Origin of the sequence: Desulfuromonas sp. KJ2020, assembly GCF_024197615.1 — a bacterium.
In the GTDB taxonomy this organism is placed as follows: domain Bacteria; phylum Desulfobacterota; class Desulfuromonadia; order Desulfuromonadales; family SZUA-540; genus SZUA-540.
On sequence record NZ_JAKUKE010000001.1, the window covers coordinates 127,952 to 147,525 of the forward strand.

The following is a 19,574-nucleotide window of genomic DNA, read 5'->3' on the forward strand; positions in this document are numbered from 1 at the left end:
GTCCAATCGAAACAAGAAGCGGGGTTGCAGATCGGGCGGGACTGGGCTATATTGCCGGGCAATTTCACGCCAAAGGAGACAGTCATGATTACGGCCATCAGCCCCCTCGACGGGCGTTACGCATCCAAGGTTACCGAGCTGACCGAGTGTTTTTCCGAATATGCCCTGCTGCACAACAGGGTGAAGGTCGAAGTCCTCTGGCTTCTGGCCCTGGCCGCCGAAGCCGGTATCCCCGAATGCCGAGCCGTCACCGCCAGCGAAGAGGCCTTTCTGCGCAGTATCGTCGCCGACTTCACCCCGGCTGAAGCGGAAAAGGTCAAGGCCATCGAAGCCGTCACCAACCATGACGTCAAGGCCGTCGAGTACTATCTCAAGGACAAAATCGCCGGGACTTCTCTGGAGAACCTCTCCGAATTCCTCCACTTCGCCTGCACCTCGGAAGACATCAACAACCTCTCCCACGCGCTGATGCTCAAGGACGGCCTCGCCGCCCTCAGCCCGCTCCAGCAGCAGATCATCGCCCACCTGCGCAAACTGGCCGTCGAATTCAAGGACGTCCCCATGCTGGCCCGCACCCACGGCCAGACCGCCTCGCCCACCACCATTGGCAAGGAGCTGGCCGTCTTCGTCGCCCGCCTGCAGAAGCAGAGCGACAACATCGCCGCGGTGGAGATTCTCGGCAAGCTCAACGGCGCCGTCGGCAACTTCAACGCCCACCTCAGCGCCTATCCCCAAGTGGACTGGATAGCCCTGGCCAAAGGAGTCATCGAGAAGGAGCTGGGGCTCAAGCAGAACCTCTTCACCACCCAGATCGAGCCGCACGACTACATGGCCGAACTCTTCGACGGGCTGACCCGCTGGAACACCATCCTTACCGACCTCAACCGCGACATCTGGACCTATATCTCCATGGCCTACTTCGGTCAGAAAACGGTGAAGGGCGAAATCGGCTCCTCGACCATGCCCCACAAGGTCAACCCCATCGATTTCGAGAACTCCGAGGGGAACTGCGGTCTGGCCAACGCCATCTTCTGCCACCTTTCCCAGAAACTGCCCATCTCCCGCCTGCAGCGGGACCTGACCGACTCCACCGTGCTGCGCAACATGGGGGTCGGCTTCGGCTACAGCATGATCGCCTACCGCTCCACCCTCAAAGGGCTGGGCAAGCTCAAGCTCAACGAGCACAAGCTCGCCGACGACCTTGACCGCGCCTGGGAAGTGCTGGCCGAACCGATTCAGACGGTGATGCGCAAGGCGGGGATCGAGAAGCCCTACGAGAAACTCAAGGAACTGACCCGCGGCCAGCAGATCGACCGCGAGACCATCCGCGCTTTTGTCGAGGGGCTGGAACTGGCCGAGGAGGACAAACAGCGCCTGCTGGTCATGACCCCGGCCAGCTACACCGGCATGGCGGCGGCGCTGGTCCAAAAGCTGGACTGATACGCAGCCTTTGGCAAAAAAGCCGGCCCCACAGGGTCGGCTTTTTTTATGGTGGCCTCGTAAATGCGTCGTCAGACCGCCAAATACCGGACTCCGTCCAGGAGCAAAACGTCTAAGGACAGGCTAATCTCTTGTTTTTGCGGGACATGAAGGGAGTGGTCCGGCTTGGTGACAATTTTGCAATGCTCGTGGCGAACCGGCTATCACTTCGAACACAACCTTCATCTGCGGAGACACCATGAAGATCATTGTCACCCTGATTGGCGTGCTTGCGGGCGCCTTCCTCTACAGTTCCCACCACCGCTTTCTACTAGGCGCCCTCATCGGCGGTCTTCTGGTCTGGTTGTGGATGCGCCTGCAGTACCTGCAGGCCCGCCTGAGCGACCTGGAATATCGCCTGAACGAGGCTCTGCAATCGCCAGAGGAAGACAAACGGGCCACTGAACCCCGCCGCGCCGAGGCGCCGGGTGAGGCGACTGCCCCCAGCGAGGAGTTTCTGTTCGAGAGTGAACCGCTGCCGGCGCCCCCTTCGACAGTGGCCAGGCCGACACCACCCCCACCCCGCCCGGCGGCGCCCCGCCCCAGCCCGAAGCCTGCGCAGAAACCGGCGCCCCAGATCGAGCTGTGGAACATCCTGGTCTCCTACTTTACCGGTGGCAACGTGGTGGTACGGGCCGGGGTGGTGGTGCTGTTCTTCGGCGTCGCCTTTTTGCTGAAATACTCGGCCGAGCGCAATATCATTCCCATCGAAATCCGTCTGTTGGGGGTCGGTCTGGGCGCCATCGCCCTGCTGCTGTTCGGCTGGCGTCTGCGGGCAAGGAAACCGGCCTACGCCCTGATCGTCCAGGGGGCCGCGGTCGGCATCCTCTACCTGACCATCTTCGCGGCGATGCGCCTCTACCACCTGCTGCCGGCGGGACTGGTCCTGCCCCTGCTCGTCACTCTGTCGATCTTTTCGGCTACCCTCGCCATCGTGCAGGACGCCCGCAGCCTCGCCGTCATCGGTATCCTCGGCGGCTTTCTGGCGCCGATCCTGACCTCGACCGGCGGCGGGAGCCACATCATGCTCTTCAGCTATTACGCCCTGCTCAACGCCGGCATCTTCTACACAGCCTGGCACCGCTCCTGGCGAGAACTCAACCTGCTCGGCTTTATCTTCACCTTTGCCATCGGCGCCCTGTGGGGACACGGCAACTACCGTCCCGAGCTGTTCTCCACCACCGAGCCTTTCCTCATCCTCTTCTTCCTCTTCTACTTCGCCCTGGGAATTCTCTTCGCCCGCAACCAGCCCTTCGATTTCAAGGGCTACGTCGACGGCACTCTGGTATTCGGCACCCCCATCGTCTGCTTCGGCCTGCAGGCCGCGCTGGTGAGGCCCTACGAATACGGCCTGGCCTGGACGGCCCTGGCGGCGGGTCTGCTCTATACCGGCACCGCCTGGGCGCTATTCCGCCGCAGCGGTCCCGCCATGCGCACCCTGGTGGAGGCTTTCATGGCGACGGGCGTGGTGCTCGGCACCATCGCCATTCCCCTGGCCCTCGACGGCCGCTGGACCTCTGCCGCCTGGGCCCTTGAAGGAGCGGCCATTGTCTGGCTCGCCCTCCGCAAGGGGCGCTGGATGCCCCGCGCCTTCGGCCTCGCCCTTCAGCCTCTGGCCGGTTTCGCCTTCCTGACCGCCGCCGCGCCGACGCCGGATTTCCCTCTGGTCAACAGCGCCTTTCTTGGCTGCCTGGCCGTGGCTTTCGCCGGCTTCTTCAGTGCCGGGACGCTCTACCGTTACCGCGACAGCGTCCCCACCGTCCGCCTGGAAAGCGCCCTCGCCCTGGTCTGGGCGCTGCTGTGGTGGTTCGGCGGCGGCCTGCAGGAAATCGACACCTTTATCCACTTCCCGTACCGGCCGGCAACCCGCCTGGTTTTCTTCGCCCTCTCCGCCGCCCTCGCCTTTTTTATCGGCGAAAAGCAGCAATGGGAGGATATGAAGCACGTCTACAAGGCGCTGCTGCCGGCGATGATCCTCTCCTTCATCCAGGCGTTCTGGACCGTGAACGGCCACCCCTTCACCCACGGCGGCGTGATCGCCTGGCCTCTGGCCTTCGGCGTCCTCTATGCCCTGCTCCACCGCGACCGGCAGAGCAGCCTTGCCCACTACCTCAGTATCCTGCACCTGGGGACGCTGCTGCTGCTCATCGGCCTGGTGACCTGGGAGGCGGCCTGGTGGACCAACCACCTGGTCCACGGCAGCAATATCTGGCCGCTGGTCACCGGTGCCCTGGTACCGGGACTGTTCGTCCTTGTCCTCAGCCGCCGCTGGAATTCCCCTCTGTGGCCTCTCACGGATTACCGGCGGACCTACCTGGTCTACGGCCTGACTCCGGTGGTCTTCGCTCTGTGGGTGGGCTCGATCCAGATTAATCTCATCAATGCGGGTGGGGCGAGGCCACTGCCGTATCTCCCCCTGATCAACCCCCTCGACCTGACCCAGGCTTTTGTCTTATTGGCGATGGGGTTCTGGAGCACCACGCTCACCCGCCATCTGGGGGAGCGGCCCTTTGGTCTCGAGCGCGTTCCCCGGTTGGCCCTGTTCGGCGGCACGATCTTCTTCTGGCTCAACGCCGTGCTCATCCGCACCCTGCACCACTGGGGAGGGGTGCGCTTCTCTTCTCAAGCGATGGCTGACTCCGACCTGGTGCAGACCTCCCTCTCCATCTTCTGGACCCTGTCGGCCCTGATGATCATGCTCTGGGCCTCGCGACGGCAGGTACGCGTGCTGTGGCTGGTAGGGGCCGGCCTGGTCGCCGTCGTCATCCTCAAACTCTTTGCAGTCGACCTCGCCAACACCAGCACAGTCGAACGCATCGTCTCCTTCATCGGCGTCGGGGTGATCTGTCTGGTCATCGGCTACCTGGCACCTCTGCCCCTGCGTTCCCGGGAAGGCTCGGAGACTTCATGAAAACGCTATTCGCCACCCTGACCCTTACCCTGGTCCTGGCCGGCGCTTCCGGCCCAGCCGCAGCGGCCCCGCGGCCAGAGGCATTCGCCTACGGCCTGCCCCTGGAAATGACGGAAGACAACGCCCTGGTCGAAGTGACACTCCCCCTCGACGTCTACCAGGGGGTCACTCGCGACGACCTGGGCGATCTGCGGGTTTTCAACGCCGATGACCAGGTGGTGCCTCACACTCTGCGCCAGTCTTCCCGCACCCGGCAGCGCGAAGAGACGCTCACTACCGAGCTCCCCTTCTTTCCCCTGCGGGGAGAGCCGGAGTCCTTCGGCCACGATCTCTCCCTGCGGGTTGAGCGCTCGGCCGAAGAAACCATCGTCGATGTGCGCACCAGCGATTCGCCCCCACCCTCCGCCGACACCCCGGTCGCCGCCTACCTGATCGACGCAAGCGCCCTGGATGACAGTATTGATGGGCTGCAGCTGAGCTGGCAGCAGACCGATGCGAACTTTCTGGGTCAGGTGATTCTCGAGGCGAGCGACGACCTCAAACGCTGGCGCCCTCTGACCACCTCGGCCGTGGCCAGCCTGACCTGGCAGGGACATCACCTCGAGCAACAGAAGATCTCCCTGCCGCGCACCCGGGTGACCTTCCTGCGCCTGCGCTGGCCGGCCGGCCAGGAGGCCCTCGCCCTGGCGTCCGTCGCCGTGATCACCCGTATTGACATCCCGGTGGGGCAGCCCCCCCGCCAGAGCTTCGAGCGGGAAGCCATGCCCATCGCCGGCCAGCCCGGGAGCTACCGGGTAGATCTGGGCGGCGCCGTCCCCGTCGACTCGGTGCGCATTCGCCTGCCCGGCAACAACCCCCTGGCGCAGGCGCGGCTCTTTTCGGCCGCCAGCCATGAACATCCCCGGAGTGAACGATGGCGGGGACTGGTTTACACCCTGAATATCCGCGGCCAGGAGCTGCGCAACGACGCCATCACCCTCCCCCCGACGCGGGACCGCCTCTGGATCCTGACCTTCAAGCAGGACGGCGAGACCAGTCACCCCGCCCCGGTGCTGGAATTCGGCTGGCAGCCCGATACCCTGGTCTTTCTCGCTCAGGGCGAAGCCCCCTTCCGTCTCGCCTACGGCAGCGGCCAGGTGCTTGCGTCCAGCACGCCGGTCGAAGCGTTCCTGCGTGCTAAGGGCAACGGACAGACCTCGGGGATGCCCCCTGCGGTGGCGATCGCCGGCGAGCAATACGTGCTGGGGGGCGACGAGAGGCGGCTGCCGGGCCCTCTGCCCATCCCCTGGAAGAAATATCTTCTCTGGGGGATTCTCGGCGCCGGCGTGCTGCTGATCGGCGTCCTCGCGGCCTCGCTGCACCGGCAAATGCACACGCCCGAGGGAGGCGAACCGGGCGTGTGACGGGAAAATGCGCCTCGACAACCTATTGAAATGACAAGCTAAAATTCTTCGCTGTGCCGCCGCGAAAATATCTCTTTGTTCCTGGCGAAAAATCATCTATATTCCGCGCGTTTTCACCCTCTTCACCGTTACCGGAGGGGGTGCTTTTCGTGGCGCGGAGGCCGCATGATCACAGGGATATCGTCCGAAGGCAAAGCCCGGCTCGTCGAGGCCAACCGCAGCGAATACGGCGAGCGCTACGACCGCCTCGCCTTTCTCGGCCCGCAGCAGGCCGAGCAGTCCTCGGCCCGCCGCCGCGAGCTGCTCGATGCCCTGGCGGGCAAGGCCCTGGTCGGCTGCGGCGGCACCAAGCTTGACTGCAGCGACCTTTCGCCGGGGTGCCGGCTCTGCGCCGAGGGGAGCTGGTCCTGCCTGTTCGTCAACGGCCGCTGCAACTGCGACTGCTTCTATTGCCCCGCCTCGCAGGACGACATCGGTCTGCCGACCACCAACACGGTGGATTTTCGCACCCCGGTCGACTACGTCACCTACCTGGAGCGTTTCGGCTTCCGCGGCGCCAGCATGAGCGGGGGCGAGCCCCTGCTCACCCCCAACCGCACCCTGGCTTTTATCGAGGCGATCAAAAAACGCTTCGGCGCCGACATGCACGTCTGGCTCTACACCAACGGCACCCTGGCGACCCCCGACCTGATGAAGAGACTGCGCGATGCCGGCCTCGACGAGATCCGCTTTGATATCGGCGCCACCGGCTACCGGCTCGACAAGCTGCGCCTCGCCGTCGGCCACATCTCCACCGTGACCGTCGAGATCCCCGCCATCGCTGAAGAAAAGGAACTGCTGCAGGCGAAGATGGTCGAGATGGCCGAAGCCGGGGTGAATTACCTCAACCTGCACCAGCTGCGCCTGACCCCCTACAACTTCGAGCGCCTCGCCCCCCGTGGCTACACCTATCTGCACGGCGACAAGGTCACCGTGCTCGACTCGGAACTGACGGCGCTCGAGCTGATCCTGCACGGCCGCCTGCGGGGCATCCCCCTGCCGGTCAACTACTGCTCCTTCGTCTACAAGAACCGCTACCAGAACCGCGCTTCCCGGCGCCGCAATGCGCCCTACCTGGCCAAGGACTACGAGCAGCTTACCGAAAACGGCTACATCCGCACCCTGACCCTGATCGGCTCCACCAAGGCTATTGCCCGCCAGCGCGCTCAACTCGAGGCCTTAAACGCTGCCCGCGAGCACTGGTCCCTGAGCAACAACGGTGAGCGCCTGAGTATCCATCCTATCCTCTGGCCCTTGATCGACTTTACCGGCTTACGCCTGCTGATCGGCTACGCAACGGCCAGGCAGCTGCCAGCCGTCAGCTATCGGAATCCTTTTGTGGCCGTCAAACTTGGCGACAGGAAGCAAGTCATCGTCGAAAGAACCAAAGTCGCGGCGGATTTCGAACTTCAGGACGAAGAGATCGGCCGTTTCGCCCACACGTTTCTGTCCTCGCCCCCCCTTTCCGCTCCTTCCTTCGAGTTAGAGAACCCCTTTGAAGATCTGGCCCGTTTTGAATGGACCCCCAGGGGGTTACAGGAGTATTTCTGACCGGCAGGCCTTGGTCACAATTTATTTTCCCTTGAACGGCGAATGGCCAGCAGTGTGAAACCGCTGGCCATTCGTTGAACTGTAGAAATTGTTACCGGGAACCTTCTTTTATTTAAGGAGATATCGTCCCACGTAGTTCTTGGAGAACTGAAAGGCCGTGCGGCCGCAGCGCTTGCTTTTGTCATGGGACCACTGGATGGCCTCCTGCTGCACTTCGCGAGTCCAGGGAATTTCCACCTGCCGCTTGCGCGCCTCGCGCTCGATGCACAGGCGCACGGCGTCGAGATACCGGTCCTGTGAGAAGACATGAAAGGCCACCCACAGACCGAAGCGGTCGGAAAGCGAGACCTTTTCCTCCATGGCCTCGCTCTGCTGCAACTCGCCTTTGACATACTTGCCGCCAAGATGATCCCCCTCATATTCGGGCAGCAGATGACGTCGGTTGGAGGTGACGTAGATGAGCACATTTTCCGGAGCCGAGTAGACCGAGCCGTCCAGGGCGCTCTTGAGCATTTTGTAGCTGAGTTCCCCCACCTCAAAAGTCAGGTCGTCGCACAAGAGGATGAATCGATAGGGCTCGTTCTCAACAGCGGAAAATATCTCGGACAGGTAGATGAGATCCTCCTTCTCCACCTGGATAACCCGCAGCCCCTTCGGCGCGTACTCGTTGAGCAGTGCCTTGACCAGAGAGGATTTTCCCGTCCCGCGAGAGCCCCACAGAAGAGCGTTGTTGGCGGGAAGGCCAGCGAGAAACTGTCGAGTGTTATTGATCATGATCTGTTTCTGCTCTTCAACGCCAAGCAACTCGCCGAGGGTCGTATTGTCCGTCACCTTGACCGGTTCGAGATAACCTGAAAAAGAGTGGCGGCGCCAATTGGCCGCATAGCAGGCCGACCAGTCGACGGGCTTGACCGCTTTGGGCAGAAGCATTTCCACAGAGCCGAGCACTCGCTCGAGTTGAGCCACAACCTCAGGCTTCAGATTCATCATGACAAATTCCTCTCTTGAAAAGATGGTCGGCGGTCTCGACCTGAAGACCGCCCCGGCAAGGGGTATTTATGCAGGCGCAAAGCCAGAGTGTATACGTCAACGCCCTTGATCCTGTCAAACCGAAAATCACAGCGGCCGCCGCCAAAAGATCCTTTGCGATGAAAAAAATAAAAAAATGCTTGCTTTTTAAATTTCGCTCATGCTAGGGTCACCGCAATCAAGCAAGCTTTGTTTATTTTCTGTTGCCCGATAGATTGACATGGCGTCGATCAGGTAGAAAAGACACAGACCTTCTTGGGTTCTGTGTTTTTTTATTTTCAGCAGATACCGGAGCTTGCACAACACAAAGTCCCCACCAAGGGGTACACGGAGTAGAAAAAATGGCACAAGGCACTGTAAAATGGTTCAATGACGCAAAGGGTTTTGGTTTCATCGAGCAGGACAACGGACCCGATGTATTCGTTCACTTCTCAGCAATTCAAGGCGACGGCTTCAAGTCTCTCGCCGAAGGTGACCGCGTTACTTTTGACGTCACCCAAGGTCAGAAAGGCCCTCAGTCGGCCAACGTGCGGAAGATCTAAACCGATCTTTCAGCATCAATATGTGAAAAAGCCTGTGGTTCGCCACAGGCTTTTTCTTTTTTCGCCCAGTCTCCCTCTTCTGTCGTCTCTACCGTATACAGGGTTGCACTCTTACCCGCTGCGGGCTATCCTCTAGCATCCTATTTGGAGGACTCCCTGCCATGCGCCCCGCTTCCCTGCCCTTTTCTATCTATCCCCAAAGAGACGATCTCTACAACGAACTCCACGCCCGTCCTTTCCAGGTCATCGCCACGCCGCAGATCATCAGTCATCTGGCCTTCATGGCGAGACCTCACGAGCTGGACGACGCCTTTGACCGTCTTTGCGAACTCTGTGGTCGCTACACGGTCAATCCGCCGCCACCCGATACCGGGTCGTATCAGCAGGACTTCGGCGCGTTCACGCTGCGCTGGGAAAGGCATATGGAATTCTACGCCCTGACCTTCCTGCGCAGCGAGCAGGCAGGACCGGAGCCCTTTCGCCAACCCGCTATCGGGCTGATCCCGCCGGACTGGCTGGCAGCGCTGCCGGGCGAAGCTCTTGCCGCCTTTCACGTTGTGGTTGATGGCGGCCCATTATCGATCGAGTCCGAAGACTTGACGCGCTACTTCGAGGGCCACAAACTCATTATCAGCGCTCCGCGGGAAGGCAAAGCCTTTTTCTGCACCGCCTTCCGGCTGCACAGTGACGGTTTCGGCCGTTTCCTGGTCCAGAACCGCGGCAGTTCAGACCAGCAGACCGGCCGCCTCGTCCAGCGCATCATCGAACTGGAAACCTATCGCCTGCTGGCCCAGCTGTCCATTCCTTTGGCCAAGCATCTTTCGACTCAGCTTCATGACATGGATCGCACGTTGGCAGACCTGCTGGCCCGGGTTCAGGCCAGCGACAGTGCCGTTGATGAGCGCTCCCTGCTACAAAACCTGTCTCTGCTGTCTACGCGCCTCGAAACCTTTCGGGCTGAAACGAATTATCGCTTCTCAGCCACCCGTGCCTATCACGAGCTGGTGCACTCCCGGTTGAGAAATATCCGGGAGCACAAGATCGAGGGGCACATGACCGCGACCGAATTCATGAGCCGGCGGCTGAATCCCGGGATGCGGACGTGTGAATCGGTCAGCAACTGGATGGAAGACCTCTCGCGCCGCATTGAGAGGGCAGGCGACATGCTGCGCACCCGTGTCAACCTCACCCTCCAGGAACAGAACAAAGGCTTGCTCGGCGCCATGAACCGCCGTAGTCGCCTCCAGTTCCGACTGCAGGAAACAGTTGAAGGCCTTTCGGTTGTAGCGATCAGCTACTATCTGGTGGGACTTCTCGGCTACCTCCTCAGCGGCCTACCCCTGGAGCCTTTGGGCTTTTCCAAATCCACGGTACAGGCTGCTCTGGTCCCCGTCGTCCTCCTCGCCGTCTGGGGGCTGACCCATCGCATCAAACATCGCCTGATCAAAGAACCGGCCCAACAGGAAGATTGACCCGTGCCGCCAATACGGACGGACGGAACTGCGACCCAAAACTGATTGACAACCCAGCTGATTTGCGCTAAATAGATGAACCTCATGGCTGCGCCGCCCTAGCTCAGCTGGTAGAGCAACTGATTCGTAATCAGTAGGTCGTCGGTTCAAGTCCGATGGGCGGCTCCACGAATTAAAAACAGGCACTTGTCGCAGTACGGCAGGTGCCTGTTTTGTTCCTGGCTGTGATTCTCGACAGCACCGGCCGGAGCTTATCACATGAATCTGCGCCACCTTCACTGCATCGACCTTGACCAGCCCCAGCTGGAAGGCTTCCGCCAGTTCATCAGTGCCTGGCTCTACCGGGACGGCAGCACCAGCCTGCTGGTTGACCCCGGCCCTCTTTCAACCATCCCTACCCTGCTCGAGAGACTCGACCATCACGGCGTCGACCATTTGGACTACGTACTGCTGACCCATATCCATATCGACCATGCCGGCGGCACCGGAGCCCTTCTTCAGGCTTTTCCCGACGCCCGCGTCATCTGCCACCCCGAGGGCATTCCCCACCTGGTCTCACCCGATAAACTTTGGCAAGGCTCCCGCAAGGTGCTCGGCCCGTTAGCAGAAACTTACGGCGAGATAGGGGCCGTCCCGGCAGACAAAATCCATTTTGCCGACACACTGGTCGGCGGCGACATCCGGGTGCTCCAGACGCCGGGACATGCTGCGCATCACCTCAGCTACATGGTGGACGATCTGCTTTTTGCCGGCGAAGTCGCCGGGGTGCGCAACGAAGTTGCTGGGGGCATCTACATGCGCCCGGCCACTCCACCTCGTTTCATCCTGCAGGTGGCGCTCGACTCCATCGACCGGCTGCTGGCTCTGGCCCCGAAACGCATGGTTTTTGCCCACTACGGATTGGTTGACGATGCTCCCCGATATCTGCAGATGGGCCGCCACCAACTGAAGTTATGGGTAAGAGGCGCAGTCGAAACGATCGATTCCGAGCCCGATGTGCGCGAGGCGAGGCTGATGAACTGGCTTCTGGCTCACGACCCCATATTTCGCAACATGTCAAAGCTCCCCACCGATATACAGGCTAGAGAGCGCTACTTTCTCGGTAACACCTTTAAAGGCATCATTGATTACGTCGATCACCTGTCGACTCTGGAACAAGAGCAGCTGCTTTCCTTCTGAGTCCCTTACGAGCCACAAACGTCGATTTTTTTTACACATCAAGCCCGGCTGAACTCCGTTTTTTGACAGGCCGCCCCTCAATCGTCCCCCAAAAGCACCTTCGCCCCCTACCCGAAGCGTCGCTTATCTTTACACAACGCTCCTATTTTTTTTTGCCGGTCAATTATCAATGCCATTTTAGACACTTACCAAAAGGCATTTTGTTTGCATATTAAACCATCAAAATGACAGGATTAGCGTAAGAAGAGCCGAAAGGAGGCTGCCATGAGAAAAATACTGCTGACAACCCTGCTAGCCATGATACTGACAGGGAGTTCGGCGCTAGCTTTTGTTGTGGACCTAACCACACCCAACGAGCCAGGCATGCCTGTCATGACCTATGCCACCGTATCAGGCTACGTTGACGCTGTCGACAGCAGCATCTTTCACTTCGAGGTCAACCTAGCCTCGGAATTGGGAGACTATCTTAATAGTGGGAAAAATTTCGGCTTGGATAAGTTCTACTTTAATACCGATCTCAGCCTCACTGAAGGCATGTTTCTCAATCTTGACCCAGACACCTGGAATGTTAGCTTCATCAAGCAGACCGCGGGTTTCGGCGTGTTTGACCTTGAACTGACCGACCCTGGCAAAAGAACCCCCAGCCTCAGTTTTGATATCGACTACATGAACGCCGTTACCGAGGCCAACTTCTTTCTTCTTTCCGCCGATCCGGCCGGCAACGGCAATGGCCATTTCGCCGCTCATATTGCTGGCTTTAGCTATGGTGAATTCGGCAGCATCTACGTACGTGACGGCGAGACGCCGCCGCCCGTCCCCGAACCGGGCACTCTGCTTCTGCTTGGCTCGGGCATTTTGGGTCTGGCCCTGTACCGGCGTCTGAGAAAATAACTCTTCCGTTCACAACTCATGCACTCCCGACAGGGGTCACCGCTCGGCGGTGGCCCTTGTTTCGTGGAACCCCAGCAAAAAGTGCCTTGCAATACTGGCAACAGGTCATTTTCTCTATATACTTGAGATGGTCCCCCTTTCATTGAGGAGATATGACCATGACCATGCCACGCCGTTTCGGACGCATCCCCTTCGCGACCACCCTCTCCCTTACCCACAAAGACCGGACGTACCAAGGCAGCTTGCAGGATATCGCGCTAAAAGGGGCTCTTCTGCACTTTGATCGCCTGCCACCTCTACAACCCAACGATATTTGCCAACTGGACATCCCCCTGTTAAACAGCGACATCGTAATGCATTTCTCAGCTGAAGCCATCCACTTTCACCAGGAAACCATTGGCTTCCGCTTTGTTGAAATGGGCCTGGAGACGATGAGTCACCTGCGCCGGCTCCTTGAGCTGAATACGGGAAACGCGGAAAAGATCGAACAGGAAATGGCTTTTCTGCGAAAAAACGAGGTCGCTCACTGAGTGGGGGCTTTGGTCTCTATCTTTGCCGACAGATTCATTTTGGCCCCGGTTGCATTTATGACTGATCGTGTTATAGTTTTACCCGTTGCCCGAAAACGGCATCACCTATCACAACAAAAGGAGAGATAGACGTTATGGCTTCATTGAAAGGCACCAAAACTGAAAAGAACATCCTGACTGCCTTCGCCGGCGAAAGCCAGGCCCGCAATCGCTACACCTACTTTTCCGCCCAGGCGAAAAAAGAAGGTTTCGTACAGATAGCCGATATTTTCGAAGAGACCGCCAACCAGGAAAAGGAGCACGCCAAGCGCCTTTTCAAAATGCTGGAGGGGGGTGAAGTCGAAATCACGGCAGCCTTCCCAGCGGGCGTGATCGGCACCACCGCGGAAAACCTTCAGGAAGCGGCCGGCGGCGAAAACTATGAGCACACTACCATGTACCCCGACTTCGCCAAGGTGGCCAGAGAAGAAGGCTTTAACGAGATCGCCGATGTATTCATGGCCATCGCCGTCGCCGAGAAACAGCACGAGAAACGGTATCTGGACCTGCTCGCTAACATTGAAAACGGTCGCGTCTTTAAGCGATCTGAAACCGTGGTCTGGCGTTGCCGCAACTGCGGCTATCTCCACGAAGGCACCGAAGCCCCCGATAAATGCTCGGCTTGCGCCCACCCACAGGCTCACTTTGAGCTGCTTGGCGAAAACTACTGATTAAAGGAGGAGCACATGCCCAAAAGATTGGAAGTGTACAAGTGTGAAGTATGCGGCAATATCGTTGAAGTATTACATGGTGGTGGCGCCGACCTGGTCTGCTGTGGGGAGAACATGAAGCTTATGACCGAAAATACGGTTGACGCCGCCAAAGAAAAACACGTCCCCGTGATCGAAATGGGTCAGGACTCTATTACCGTGAAGGTCGGCAGCGTTGCGCATCCGATGGAAGAAAAGCATTACATTGAATGGATCGAGTTGATTGCCGACGGCAAAGTATACCGCCAGTTCTTGAACCCCGGGGATAAGCCTGAGGCTACCTTTGCCATCACCGCCAGCAAAGTCACCGCCCGAGAATACTGCAACCTGCATGGGCACTGGAAGGCGGACGCCTGATTATCGTACGAGCCTGAAAACACAAAAAAGGCACCTTCTGGCGAGGGTGCCTTTTTTGTTGATGGTGTATTTCGCTGGCTGTGAAGAACGAAACGGCATCCTTAATCGGGAAGCGCGTCGAGGTGTTCAGCGAGCCGGGACCGCACCTCTTCGTCCATGTCGGTAAATTCGATACCCATGCCAATCGGCAAGGTCTTTGCCTTGATCCATTCCGGGTGATTGACCCAGGCAACGCGCCCCCGACAAACCAGGCGTGCGGCAGGCAGGGATAGCTCTAGAAGCACCGCCGTATCGACGGGAAGCAAATCGGCCGTCTCGACAAAAACACCGCCCGTACTGAGATTTAACGTGTAACCCGGTCGCAGATGCGAAGCGTCGCGTCCACACAGGATGGGAATCTCGACATCCATGCGCGGGGCAGCTGGATCGACGATACCCAGCACATCACAGGCGACCGCTACCAGATCCTTCCCCTCGAAGGGTTTGACGATCACCGCATCACAGACGCTCCCTGACTGAACCTGCTCTTGCCCGCTGACAATCAGCAGGATGTGGGTATTGCGCAGAAAAGGGTCGCTTTTGATCATCCGACCGAGCTCGGCCCCGTCGAGGAGAGCGGAGTCGGCCTCAACTATGACCAGAACAGGATCTTCCTCTTCCACCAGAGACATAGCCGTAGCCCGATCGGAAGCCAACAGAAAATCGAACCCGGCCCGATGAAAAAAGGAATGTTCCATCGCAGTGACGATTTCCGGCACCTGGGCAAGTAAAATTTTCTTCCGTTCCACAGCATTCCTCCCGACATCGCGACAAAGATTGATAATCGACAAAGGCTTTTGGTCAACAGTGCGGCGCTCATATTCCCAGTTGGGGGTATATTGGCCGACCACGAAGACCTGATGCAAGAAAAACGCCGTCGACCCTGTCATCACCGATACGTCACCCGAAATAAGCCTAGCATAGAATTCAGAAAAAAAAGACCGAAGAAATCTCCGGTCTTTTTTTTCTGGGCCTTGTCGACATCGGCCTCAAAGACAGGCACAATATCAGAGAATTTCTACCAGTTCGATATCGAAGGTCAGATCCTTGCCGGCCAGGGGGTGATTCGCATCAAGGGTAACGGTCTCATCGGTCAGGTCGGCGACTTGAACGACAAATGACTCGCCCTCTTCCTGGGTAACCTCCAATTGACGCCCCAGAGTCAAGTCCAGATCTGCCGGCAGATCCTTGCGAGCCAGTTCGATTACGAGTTCATCAATGCGCGGTCCATAGGCCTGCTCGGCGCTGATGGTGACCGTTTTGCTCTCGCCAACCTCCATCCCGGCCAGAGCCTCATCAAACCCGGGAATAACATCGCCTTGGCCAAGGGTCAGACTAAGAGGTTCTCCCCCTATAGAGCTGTCAAAGGCTGTGCCGTCGTCAAGACGCCCGGCATAATGGACTTTGATCGTATCGCCAGTTTTTGCTGCTGCCATAAAAAATCCTTTCCAGAGAACCTGCTTTCTTTTGGTTCTCTTGGCTTTGGTTGGGATGGTCGTAGCTCATCCATCAAAACAAAAGGCCGCCAGGGCAGCTGAGTTGCCCTGGCGGCCGCCATCATTAAACCGTATTGTACTACTTGGACTCTATATCCAACAGTTCGACCTCGAAAATCAGAGTGGCGTTAGGGCCGATGGCGGGTCCGGCACCGCGCTGCCCGTAGGCCAACTCGGCCGGGATATACAACTCGTACTTGGCGCCTTTTTTCATCAGTTGCAGAGCCTCGGTCCAGCCAGGGATCACGCCATTGACGGGGAACGTCGCCGGCTCACCTCGGCCGTAGGAGCTGTCAAATTCGGTGCCATCGACGAGGGTTCCGCGATAGTGAACGGTAACCGTATCTTCAGCCTTGGGAGAAGCACCTTCTCCTTCAGTGACGATTTTGTACTGCAAACCGCTCGGAAGACTGACAACGCCCTCTTTCTTGGCATTTTCAGCCAAAAAGGCCTGGCCTTCGGTCTTGTTCTTTTCAGACAGTTCCTCGATCATTTTCTGCTGTTTTTCCATCATCTGCTGTTGAAAAGCCGTCATGGTTTCCTGAATCTGCTCGTCGGTCAGCATAGGCTGAGCGTCAGCGAGAGCGTCCTGCATCCCTTTAAGAAGAACGGCTGGATCGACCTCAACGCCCTGCGCCTTGAAATTACGACCGATATCGAGGCCAATGCTGTAGCTGACCTTGGCCTTGAGATCTTTGAGTTCTTTGATTTCCGGTGCTTTTTCCTGGGCCGTACATCCCGTAGCCAGAACGAGGAGGCTGAGGATGGCGACGAGAGAGAAACTATGCCTTTTCATTTCGTTTCCTTTCACCTTGCGAAGAGTTGACGGATACATGTGTGGCAGGCTTTAGGCCAACACATTCATAACCTGTCGTCCCGGCGGGTGTCAACTACTCATTTTGGCGGAGGCAGCCGCCTGAATCCCTGTCAGCGTAAGCATCCCCACCAGGGAAACGCCCAACAAACAGAGGATAAAGGGAAGCCAGCCCCATTGACGGTAAATGAGTCCAGGCACATAGGAACCGACCACGCCGCCGCCATAGTAAAAAGCGACATACAGGCCATTGACCACTCCTTTGTGGTGGGCAGCCAGCCGGTTGAGGTGGCCCGTGGCCGTGGCGTGGACCAGAAACATGGCGCCGCAGAAAAGAAACATGACCACAAACAAAACAGTAATATGGCCGGTCGCCAGTCCTAGAAGCGCCAAACAGAAGACGGTCATGCCGGCGAGTATGGCCCGTTTGCTGCTGCCCAGCCCTTCACTGACCCGCACCGCCATCAGGGATGTCACCATGCCCATGACATAGCCGGAATACATGAGACCGATGCGGAACTCGCTGGCCTGGTCGCTGATCTCGGTCAGACGGAACGGCAGAAAGTTCATGATGGCGGCAAAGACCAGAAAGAGGCAGAAGATCAAAAGATAGATGCGGCGATAGACGGGATGGCGCAGAGTCTGCCACAGCAAGTCCGCCCGCGGTCGGCTGACACTGAGGGCTTCGGGACCTTTAAGACGAAAGAGAAAGACAAAACAGACAACAAGGCTGACAGCCAGGACCAAAAAACTGTGGCGCCAGCCCCAGGTGGTCGCAATGAAGCCGGAACAGGCCCGGCCGAGAAAACCGCCGAGGATCGTGGCGGCCACGTACACGGCCATGGCCCGCTGAATACGGGAAGGGCCGGCCTGCTCGGATACATAGGTCATGAGCGCCGTCAGCATGGCGGGAATCAGCAGTCCCTGCAGGAGGCGAATGACCATGAGTTCGGCAAAAGACGGGGCATAGTAAAACCACAATTCTGTTACGGCCAGCAAAAAGACCGCCACCTTCAGCATGCGCCGGGGAGAAACGGTCTCCAGCACGAAGCCATAGACGAGAGGAGCCACACTGAGAGGGATAAAGGCCACCGTGGTCAGCAGGGCCGCGGTCTCGGACGACACGGCAAACTCCCGAACAATGACCGGCAGGAGGGGCTGCGGGGCATAGAGGGCCGACAGGGTAAGAACAGTGGTCAGAATGATGATAAACATGTGTGGTCCTGAAGTTTTCAGCGAGAGCTCATCGTCTCGGCCAAGCTGGGCTGAGCGATGGATACGACTTGTATTCTTGCGGGATTGCGACCATTTGGCAACCGATATTTTATTTACCGCCGGAGCGCCCTTGAGGTCGAAGCCCGGCCACGGGGAATTCTCCATTGAAAAAGTGTCCCACATCCTATATACCTTAATTCGCATGAAAAAACGTTGCGGCCGGCGTCGACCGGCCGTCCTGAAGGACAAATGAAAGCCATGATGAGAAACATATTTTTACCCCTGCTCTTCATCATCTTGACGGCGCTGGCGGCTCAGGCGGCCCCCCTGCAGATCTTCGTCAGCGTTCTGCCACAAAAATATATCGTTGAGCGCATCGGCGGTAACGAGGTGGCGGTCTCCGTCATGGTGGGCCCAGGGCGCAGCCCGGCCACTTATGAGCCGACACCCAAGCAGATGGCCACCCTGGCCACCGCCGCCGTCTATTTCCGCATCGGCGTCGCCTTTGAAACCGTGTGGATGGAACGCATCCGGTCCAACAATCCCGACCTGCGCATCATCGATCTGCGCGAAGGGATTACCCTGCGCGCTATCGAGAGTCACCACCACCCTGGCCACGACCACCACGGCGAAGAGAAAGGCCAGGGGCTCAAGGATCCCCATATCTGGACCAGCCCTCTGCTGGTTCAGGTCATGGCGGGCAAGGTGCTGTCCGTGCTGGCGGCACTCAACCCGGAGGCAGAGGAGACCTACCGCCGCAACTATCAGGCCCTGATCAGCGATCTTGAATCGCTCGACCGGGATATCCGGGCCAAACTGGCTCCCCTGAAAAACCGCCGCTTTCTCATCTTCCACCCTTCCATGGGCTACTTTGCCGACACCTACGGATTGCAGCAGGTACCCATCGAAATGGAAGGCAAGGAGCCGGGGGCCAGGACTCTGGCCCGACTGATCGATGATGCCAGGGCCCAGAATGTCCGCGTTATCTTTGTGCAGGAGCAGTTCAGTCGGCGCCTGGCCGAAAACATCGCCCGCTCCATCGACGCCACGGTCATTGCCATTGACCCTTTGGCTGAAGACTATCCAGCCAACATGCGCCATATTGCGGACGTCTTCGCCGCCGCTATGGAAAAAAAATGAACACGGCCGTCATTGAACTCGACCAGGTCTGCTTTCGCTACGAAGACATCCCCGTCCTGGAAAACATCACCCTGACCATCGAGCAGGGTGAGTTTCTGGGCATCGTCGGCCCGAACGGCAGCGGCAAAAGCACATTGCTCAAGTTGATCCTGGGACTGCTCGCCCCGACCTCGGGGAGCGTACGGGTCTTCGACCAGCAACCCGGCCAGGCCTGTCAGAAGCTGGGCTACGTACCCCAGTTTGCGACCTTCGATCGCCGCTTTCCCATCAGTGTCTTCGATACGGTCTTGCAGGGCAGACTTGGCAAGACAAGCCGGATTTTAGGCTATGGCGACGAAGACCGACAGGTGGCACGGCAAGCCATGGCCGAAGCGGAGATCCTTGACCTGCAGAATCGCCCCCTCTCCACCCTCTCAGGCGGGCAGCGACAACGGGTACTCATCGCCAGGGCGCTGGCCTGCGAGCCGGACATTCTCATTCTCGACGAGCCGACGGCCAATATCGACCCCCGCGTCGAAGCTGGCGTCTTCGATCTGCTCAAGCGTCTCAATGCTCGCGTCACCGTCATCGTCGTCTCCCACGATATCGGCTTCATTTCCGGCTACGTCAGCCGGGTCGCCTGCCTGAACCGGACCCTGGTATGCCATGCCACTTCCGATATCAGCGGTGAAGTGGTTGAAAACCTCTACGGGATGCCCATGCAGATGGTCCATCATCACACTGTTATCAAGAAATAAA

The 19,574-nt window shown here is 58.7% G+C and carries 18 protein-coding genes and 1 tRNA gene; 14 read left to right on the forward strand and 5 right to left on the reverse strand.

Annotated features, from left to right (window positions below; all coding sequences use genetic code 11):
* Positions 1-84 precede the first annotated feature (84 nt).
* The 4 genes from purB (at position 85) to MJO47_RS00630 (ending at position 7,383) form a co-directional block, all read left to right on the forward strand.
* Positions 85-1,440: an adenylosuccinate lyase gene (purB, locus tag MJO47_RS00615; protein WP_253959183.1), complete on the forward strand. Its 1,356-nt coding sequence runs from the start codon at positions 85-87 to the stop codon at positions 1,438-1,440.
* Positions 1,441-1,678: 238 nt separating this feature from the next.
* The gene (locus tag MJO47_RS00620; protein WP_253959184.1) at positions 1,679-4,390 is read left to right on the forward strand and encodes a DUF2339 domain-containing protein; all 2,712 of its coding nucleotides are present in this window, start codon (positions 1,679-1,681) and stop codon (positions 4,388-4,390) included.
* On the forward strand, positions 4,387-5,793 hold the full coding sequence (locus tag MJO47_RS00625) for a DUF3999 domain-containing protein (protein ID WP_253959185.1): 1,407 nt from the start codon (positions 4,387-4,389) through the stop codon (positions 5,791-5,793). Before MJO47_RS00620 ends, MJO47_RS00625 begins: the two co-directional genes overlap by 4 nt.
* A 165-nt stretch (positions 5,794-5,958) precedes the next feature.
* Positions 5,959-7,383, forward strand: a complete 1,425-nt coding sequence (locus MJO47_RS00630) for a radical SAM protein (protein ID WP_253959186.1) — start codon at positions 5,959-5,961, stop codon at positions 7,381-7,383.
* Between the two features lie 108 nt (positions 7,384-7,491).
* Here MJO47_RS00630 and MJO47_RS00635 read toward each other — a convergent pair whose 3' ends face one another.
* On the reverse strand, positions 7,492-8,373 hold the full coding sequence (locus MJO47_RS00635; protein ID WP_253959187.1) for an ATP-binding protein: 882 nt from the start codon (positions 8,371-8,373) through the stop codon (positions 7,492-7,494).
* Positions 8,374-8,753: 380 nt separating this feature from the next.
* Here MJO47_RS00635 and MJO47_RS00640 point away from each other — a divergent pair, with 380 nt between their 5' ends.
* The 8 genes from MJO47_RS00640 (at position 8,754) to MJO47_RS00675 (ending at position 14,132) form a co-directional block, all read left to right on the forward strand.
* Positions 8,754-8,954, forward strand: coding sequence for a cold-shock protein (locus MJO47_RS00640; RefSeq protein WP_155877027.1), 201 nt, complete (start codon positions 8,754-8,756; stop codon positions 8,952-8,954).
* A gap of 161 nt (positions 8,955-9,115) precedes the next feature.
* Positions 9,116-10,426, forward strand: a complete 1,311-nt coding sequence (locus MJO47_RS00645) for a DUF3422 family protein (RefSeq protein ID WP_253959188.1) — start codon at positions 9,116-9,118, stop codon at positions 10,424-10,426.
* A gap of 92 nt (positions 10,427-10,518) precedes the next feature.
* Positions 10,519-10,594: transfer RNA gene (locus MJO47_RS00650), tRNA-Thr, on the forward strand.
* Positions 10,595-10,684: 90 nt separating this feature from the next.
* A complete protein-coding gene (locus tag MJO47_RS00655; protein WP_253959189.1) occupies positions 10,685-11,605 on the forward strand; it encodes an MBL fold metallo-hydrolase in 921 nt (306 codons plus the stop codon).
* Positions 11,606-11,869: 264 nt separating this feature from the next.
* Entirely contained in the window at positions 11,870-12,496 is a 627-nt protein-coding gene (locus tag MJO47_RS00660) for a PEP-CTERM sorting domain-containing protein (RefSeq protein WP_253959190.1), read from the forward strand.
* 158 nt (positions 12,497-12,654) lie between these two features.
* Entirely contained in the window at positions 12,655-13,026 is a 372-nt protein-coding gene (locus tag MJO47_RS00665; RefSeq protein WP_253959191.1) for a PilZ domain-containing protein, read from the forward strand.
* A 134-nt stretch (positions 13,027-13,160) separates the two neighbouring features.
* Positions 13,161-13,736 carry a rubrerythrin gene (gene rbr, locus MJO47_RS00670; protein WP_253959192.1) on the forward strand — a complete coding sequence of 192 codons (576 nt, stop codon included), beginning with the start codon at positions 13,161-13,163 and terminating at the stop codon, positions 13,734-13,736.
* 15 nt (positions 13,737-13,751) lie between these two features.
* Entirely contained in the window at positions 13,752-14,132 is a 381-nt protein-coding gene (locus MJO47_RS00675) for a desulfoferrodoxin (RefSeq protein WP_253959193.1), read from the forward strand.
* 101 nt (positions 14,133-14,233) lie between these two features.
* On the opposite strand, the gene MJO47_RS15565 is transcribed toward MJO47_RS00675, so the two are convergent.
* The 4 genes from MJO47_RS15565 to MJO47_RS00695 form a co-directional block, all read right to left on the reverse strand.
* Positions 14,234-14,920: a PilZ domain-containing protein gene (locus tag MJO47_RS15565; protein WP_253959194.1), complete on the reverse strand. Its 687-nt coding sequence runs from the start codon at positions 14,918-14,920 to the stop codon at positions 14,234-14,236.
* A gap of 258 nt (positions 14,921-15,178) precedes the next feature.
* A complete protein-coding gene (locus tag MJO47_RS00685; RefSeq protein ID WP_253959195.1) occupies positions 15,179-15,607 on the reverse strand; it encodes a peptidylprolyl isomerase in 429 nt (142 codons plus the stop codon).
* Between the two features lie 139 nt (positions 15,608-15,746).
* The gene (locus MJO47_RS00690) at positions 15,747-16,463 is read right to left on the reverse strand and encodes an FKBP-type peptidyl-prolyl cis-trans isomerase (RefSeq protein ID WP_253959196.1); all 717 of its coding nucleotides are present in this window, start codon (positions 16,461-16,463) and stop codon (positions 15,747-15,749) included.
* Positions 16,464-16,553: 90 nt separating this feature from the next.
* Positions 16,554-17,696, reverse strand: coding sequence for an MFS transporter (locus tag MJO47_RS00695; protein ID WP_253959197.1), 1,143 nt, complete (start codon positions 17,694-17,696; stop codon positions 16,554-16,556).
* 258 nt (positions 17,697-17,954) lie between these two features.
* Between MJO47_RS00695 and MJO47_RS00700 the strand changes: the two genes are divergently transcribed.
* Both MJO47_RS00700 and MJO47_RS00705 read left to right on the forward strand, forming a co-directional pair.
* Entirely contained in the window at positions 17,955-18,836 is an 882-nt protein-coding gene (locus MJO47_RS00700; protein WP_253959198.1) for a metal ABC transporter solute-binding protein, Zn/Mn family, read from the forward strand.
* Positions 18,833-19,573 carry a metal ABC transporter ATP-binding protein gene (locus MJO47_RS00705; protein ID WP_253959199.1) on the forward strand — a complete coding sequence of 247 codons (741 nt, stop codon included), beginning with the start codon at positions 18,833-18,835 and terminating at the stop codon, positions 19,571-19,573. Before MJO47_RS00700 ends, MJO47_RS00705 begins: the two co-directional genes overlap by 4 nt.
* Position 19,574: the final 1 nt, after the last annotated feature.

Excerpts from the sequence above, each read along its gene's own strand:
- purB (WP_253959183.1), top strand. The coding sequence starts at position 85 with ATGATTACGGCCATCAGCCCCCTCGACGGGCGTTACGCATCCAAGGTT.
- MJO47_RS00620 (WP_253959184.1), top strand. The coding sequence starts at position 1,679 with ATGAAGATCATTGTCACCCTGATTGGCGTGCTTGCGGGCGCCTTCCTC.
- MJO47_RS00625 (WP_253959185.1), top strand. The coding sequence starts at position 4,387 with ATGAAAACGCTATTCGCCACCCTGACCCTTACCCTGGTCCTGGCCGGC.
- MJO47_RS00630 (WP_253959186.1), top strand. The coding sequence starts at position 5,959 with ATGATCACAGGGATATCGTCCGAAGGCAAAGCCCGGCTCGTCGAGGCC.
- MJO47_RS00635 (WP_253959187.1), bottom strand. The coding sequence starts at position 8,373 with ATGATGAATCTGAAGCCTGAGGTTGTGGCTCAACTCGAGCGAGTGCTC.
- MJO47_RS00640 (WP_155877027.1), top strand. The coding sequence starts at position 8,754 with ATGGCACAAGGCACTGTAAAATGGTTCAATGACGCAAAGGGTTTTGGT.
- MJO47_RS00645 (WP_253959188.1), top strand. The coding sequence starts at position 9,116 with ATGCGCCCCGCTTCCCTGCCCTTTTCTATCTATCCCCAAAGAGACGAT.
- MJO47_RS00655 (WP_253959189.1), top strand. The coding sequence starts at position 10,685 with ATGAATCTGCGCCACCTTCACTGCATCGACCTTGACCAGCCCCAGCTG.
- MJO47_RS00660 (WP_253959190.1), top strand. The coding sequence starts at position 11,870 with ATGAGAAAAATACTGCTGACAACCCTGCTAGCCATGATACTGACAGGG.
- MJO47_RS00665 (WP_253959191.1), top strand. The coding sequence starts at position 12,655 with ATGACCATGCCACGCCGTTTCGGACGCATCCCCTTCGCGACCACCCTC.
- rbr (WP_253959192.1), top strand. The coding sequence starts at position 13,161 with ATGGCTTCATTGAAAGGCACCAAAACTGAAAAGAACATCCTGACTGCC.
- MJO47_RS00675 (WP_253959193.1), top strand. The coding sequence starts at position 13,752 with ATGCCCAAAAGATTGGAAGTGTACAAGTGTGAAGTATGCGGCAATATC.
- MJO47_RS00685 (WP_253959195.1), bottom strand. The coding sequence starts at position 15,607 with ATGGCAGCAGCAAAAACTGGCGATACGATCAAAGTCCATTATGCCGGG.
- MJO47_RS00690 (WP_253959196.1), bottom strand. The coding sequence starts at position 16,463 with ATGAAAAGGCATAGTTTCTCTCTCGTCGCCATCCTCAGCCTCCTCGTT.
- MJO47_RS00695 (WP_253959197.1), bottom strand. The coding sequence starts at position 17,696 with ATGTTTATCATCATTCTGACCACTGTTCTTACCCTGTCGGCCCTCTAT.
- MJO47_RS00700 (WP_253959198.1), top strand. The coding sequence starts at position 17,955 with ATGATGAGAAACATATTTTTACCCCTGCTCTTCATCATCTTGACGGCG.
- MJO47_RS00705 (WP_253959199.1), top strand. The coding sequence starts at position 18,833 with ATGAACACGGCCGTCATTGAACTCGACCAGGTCTGCTTTCGCTACGAA.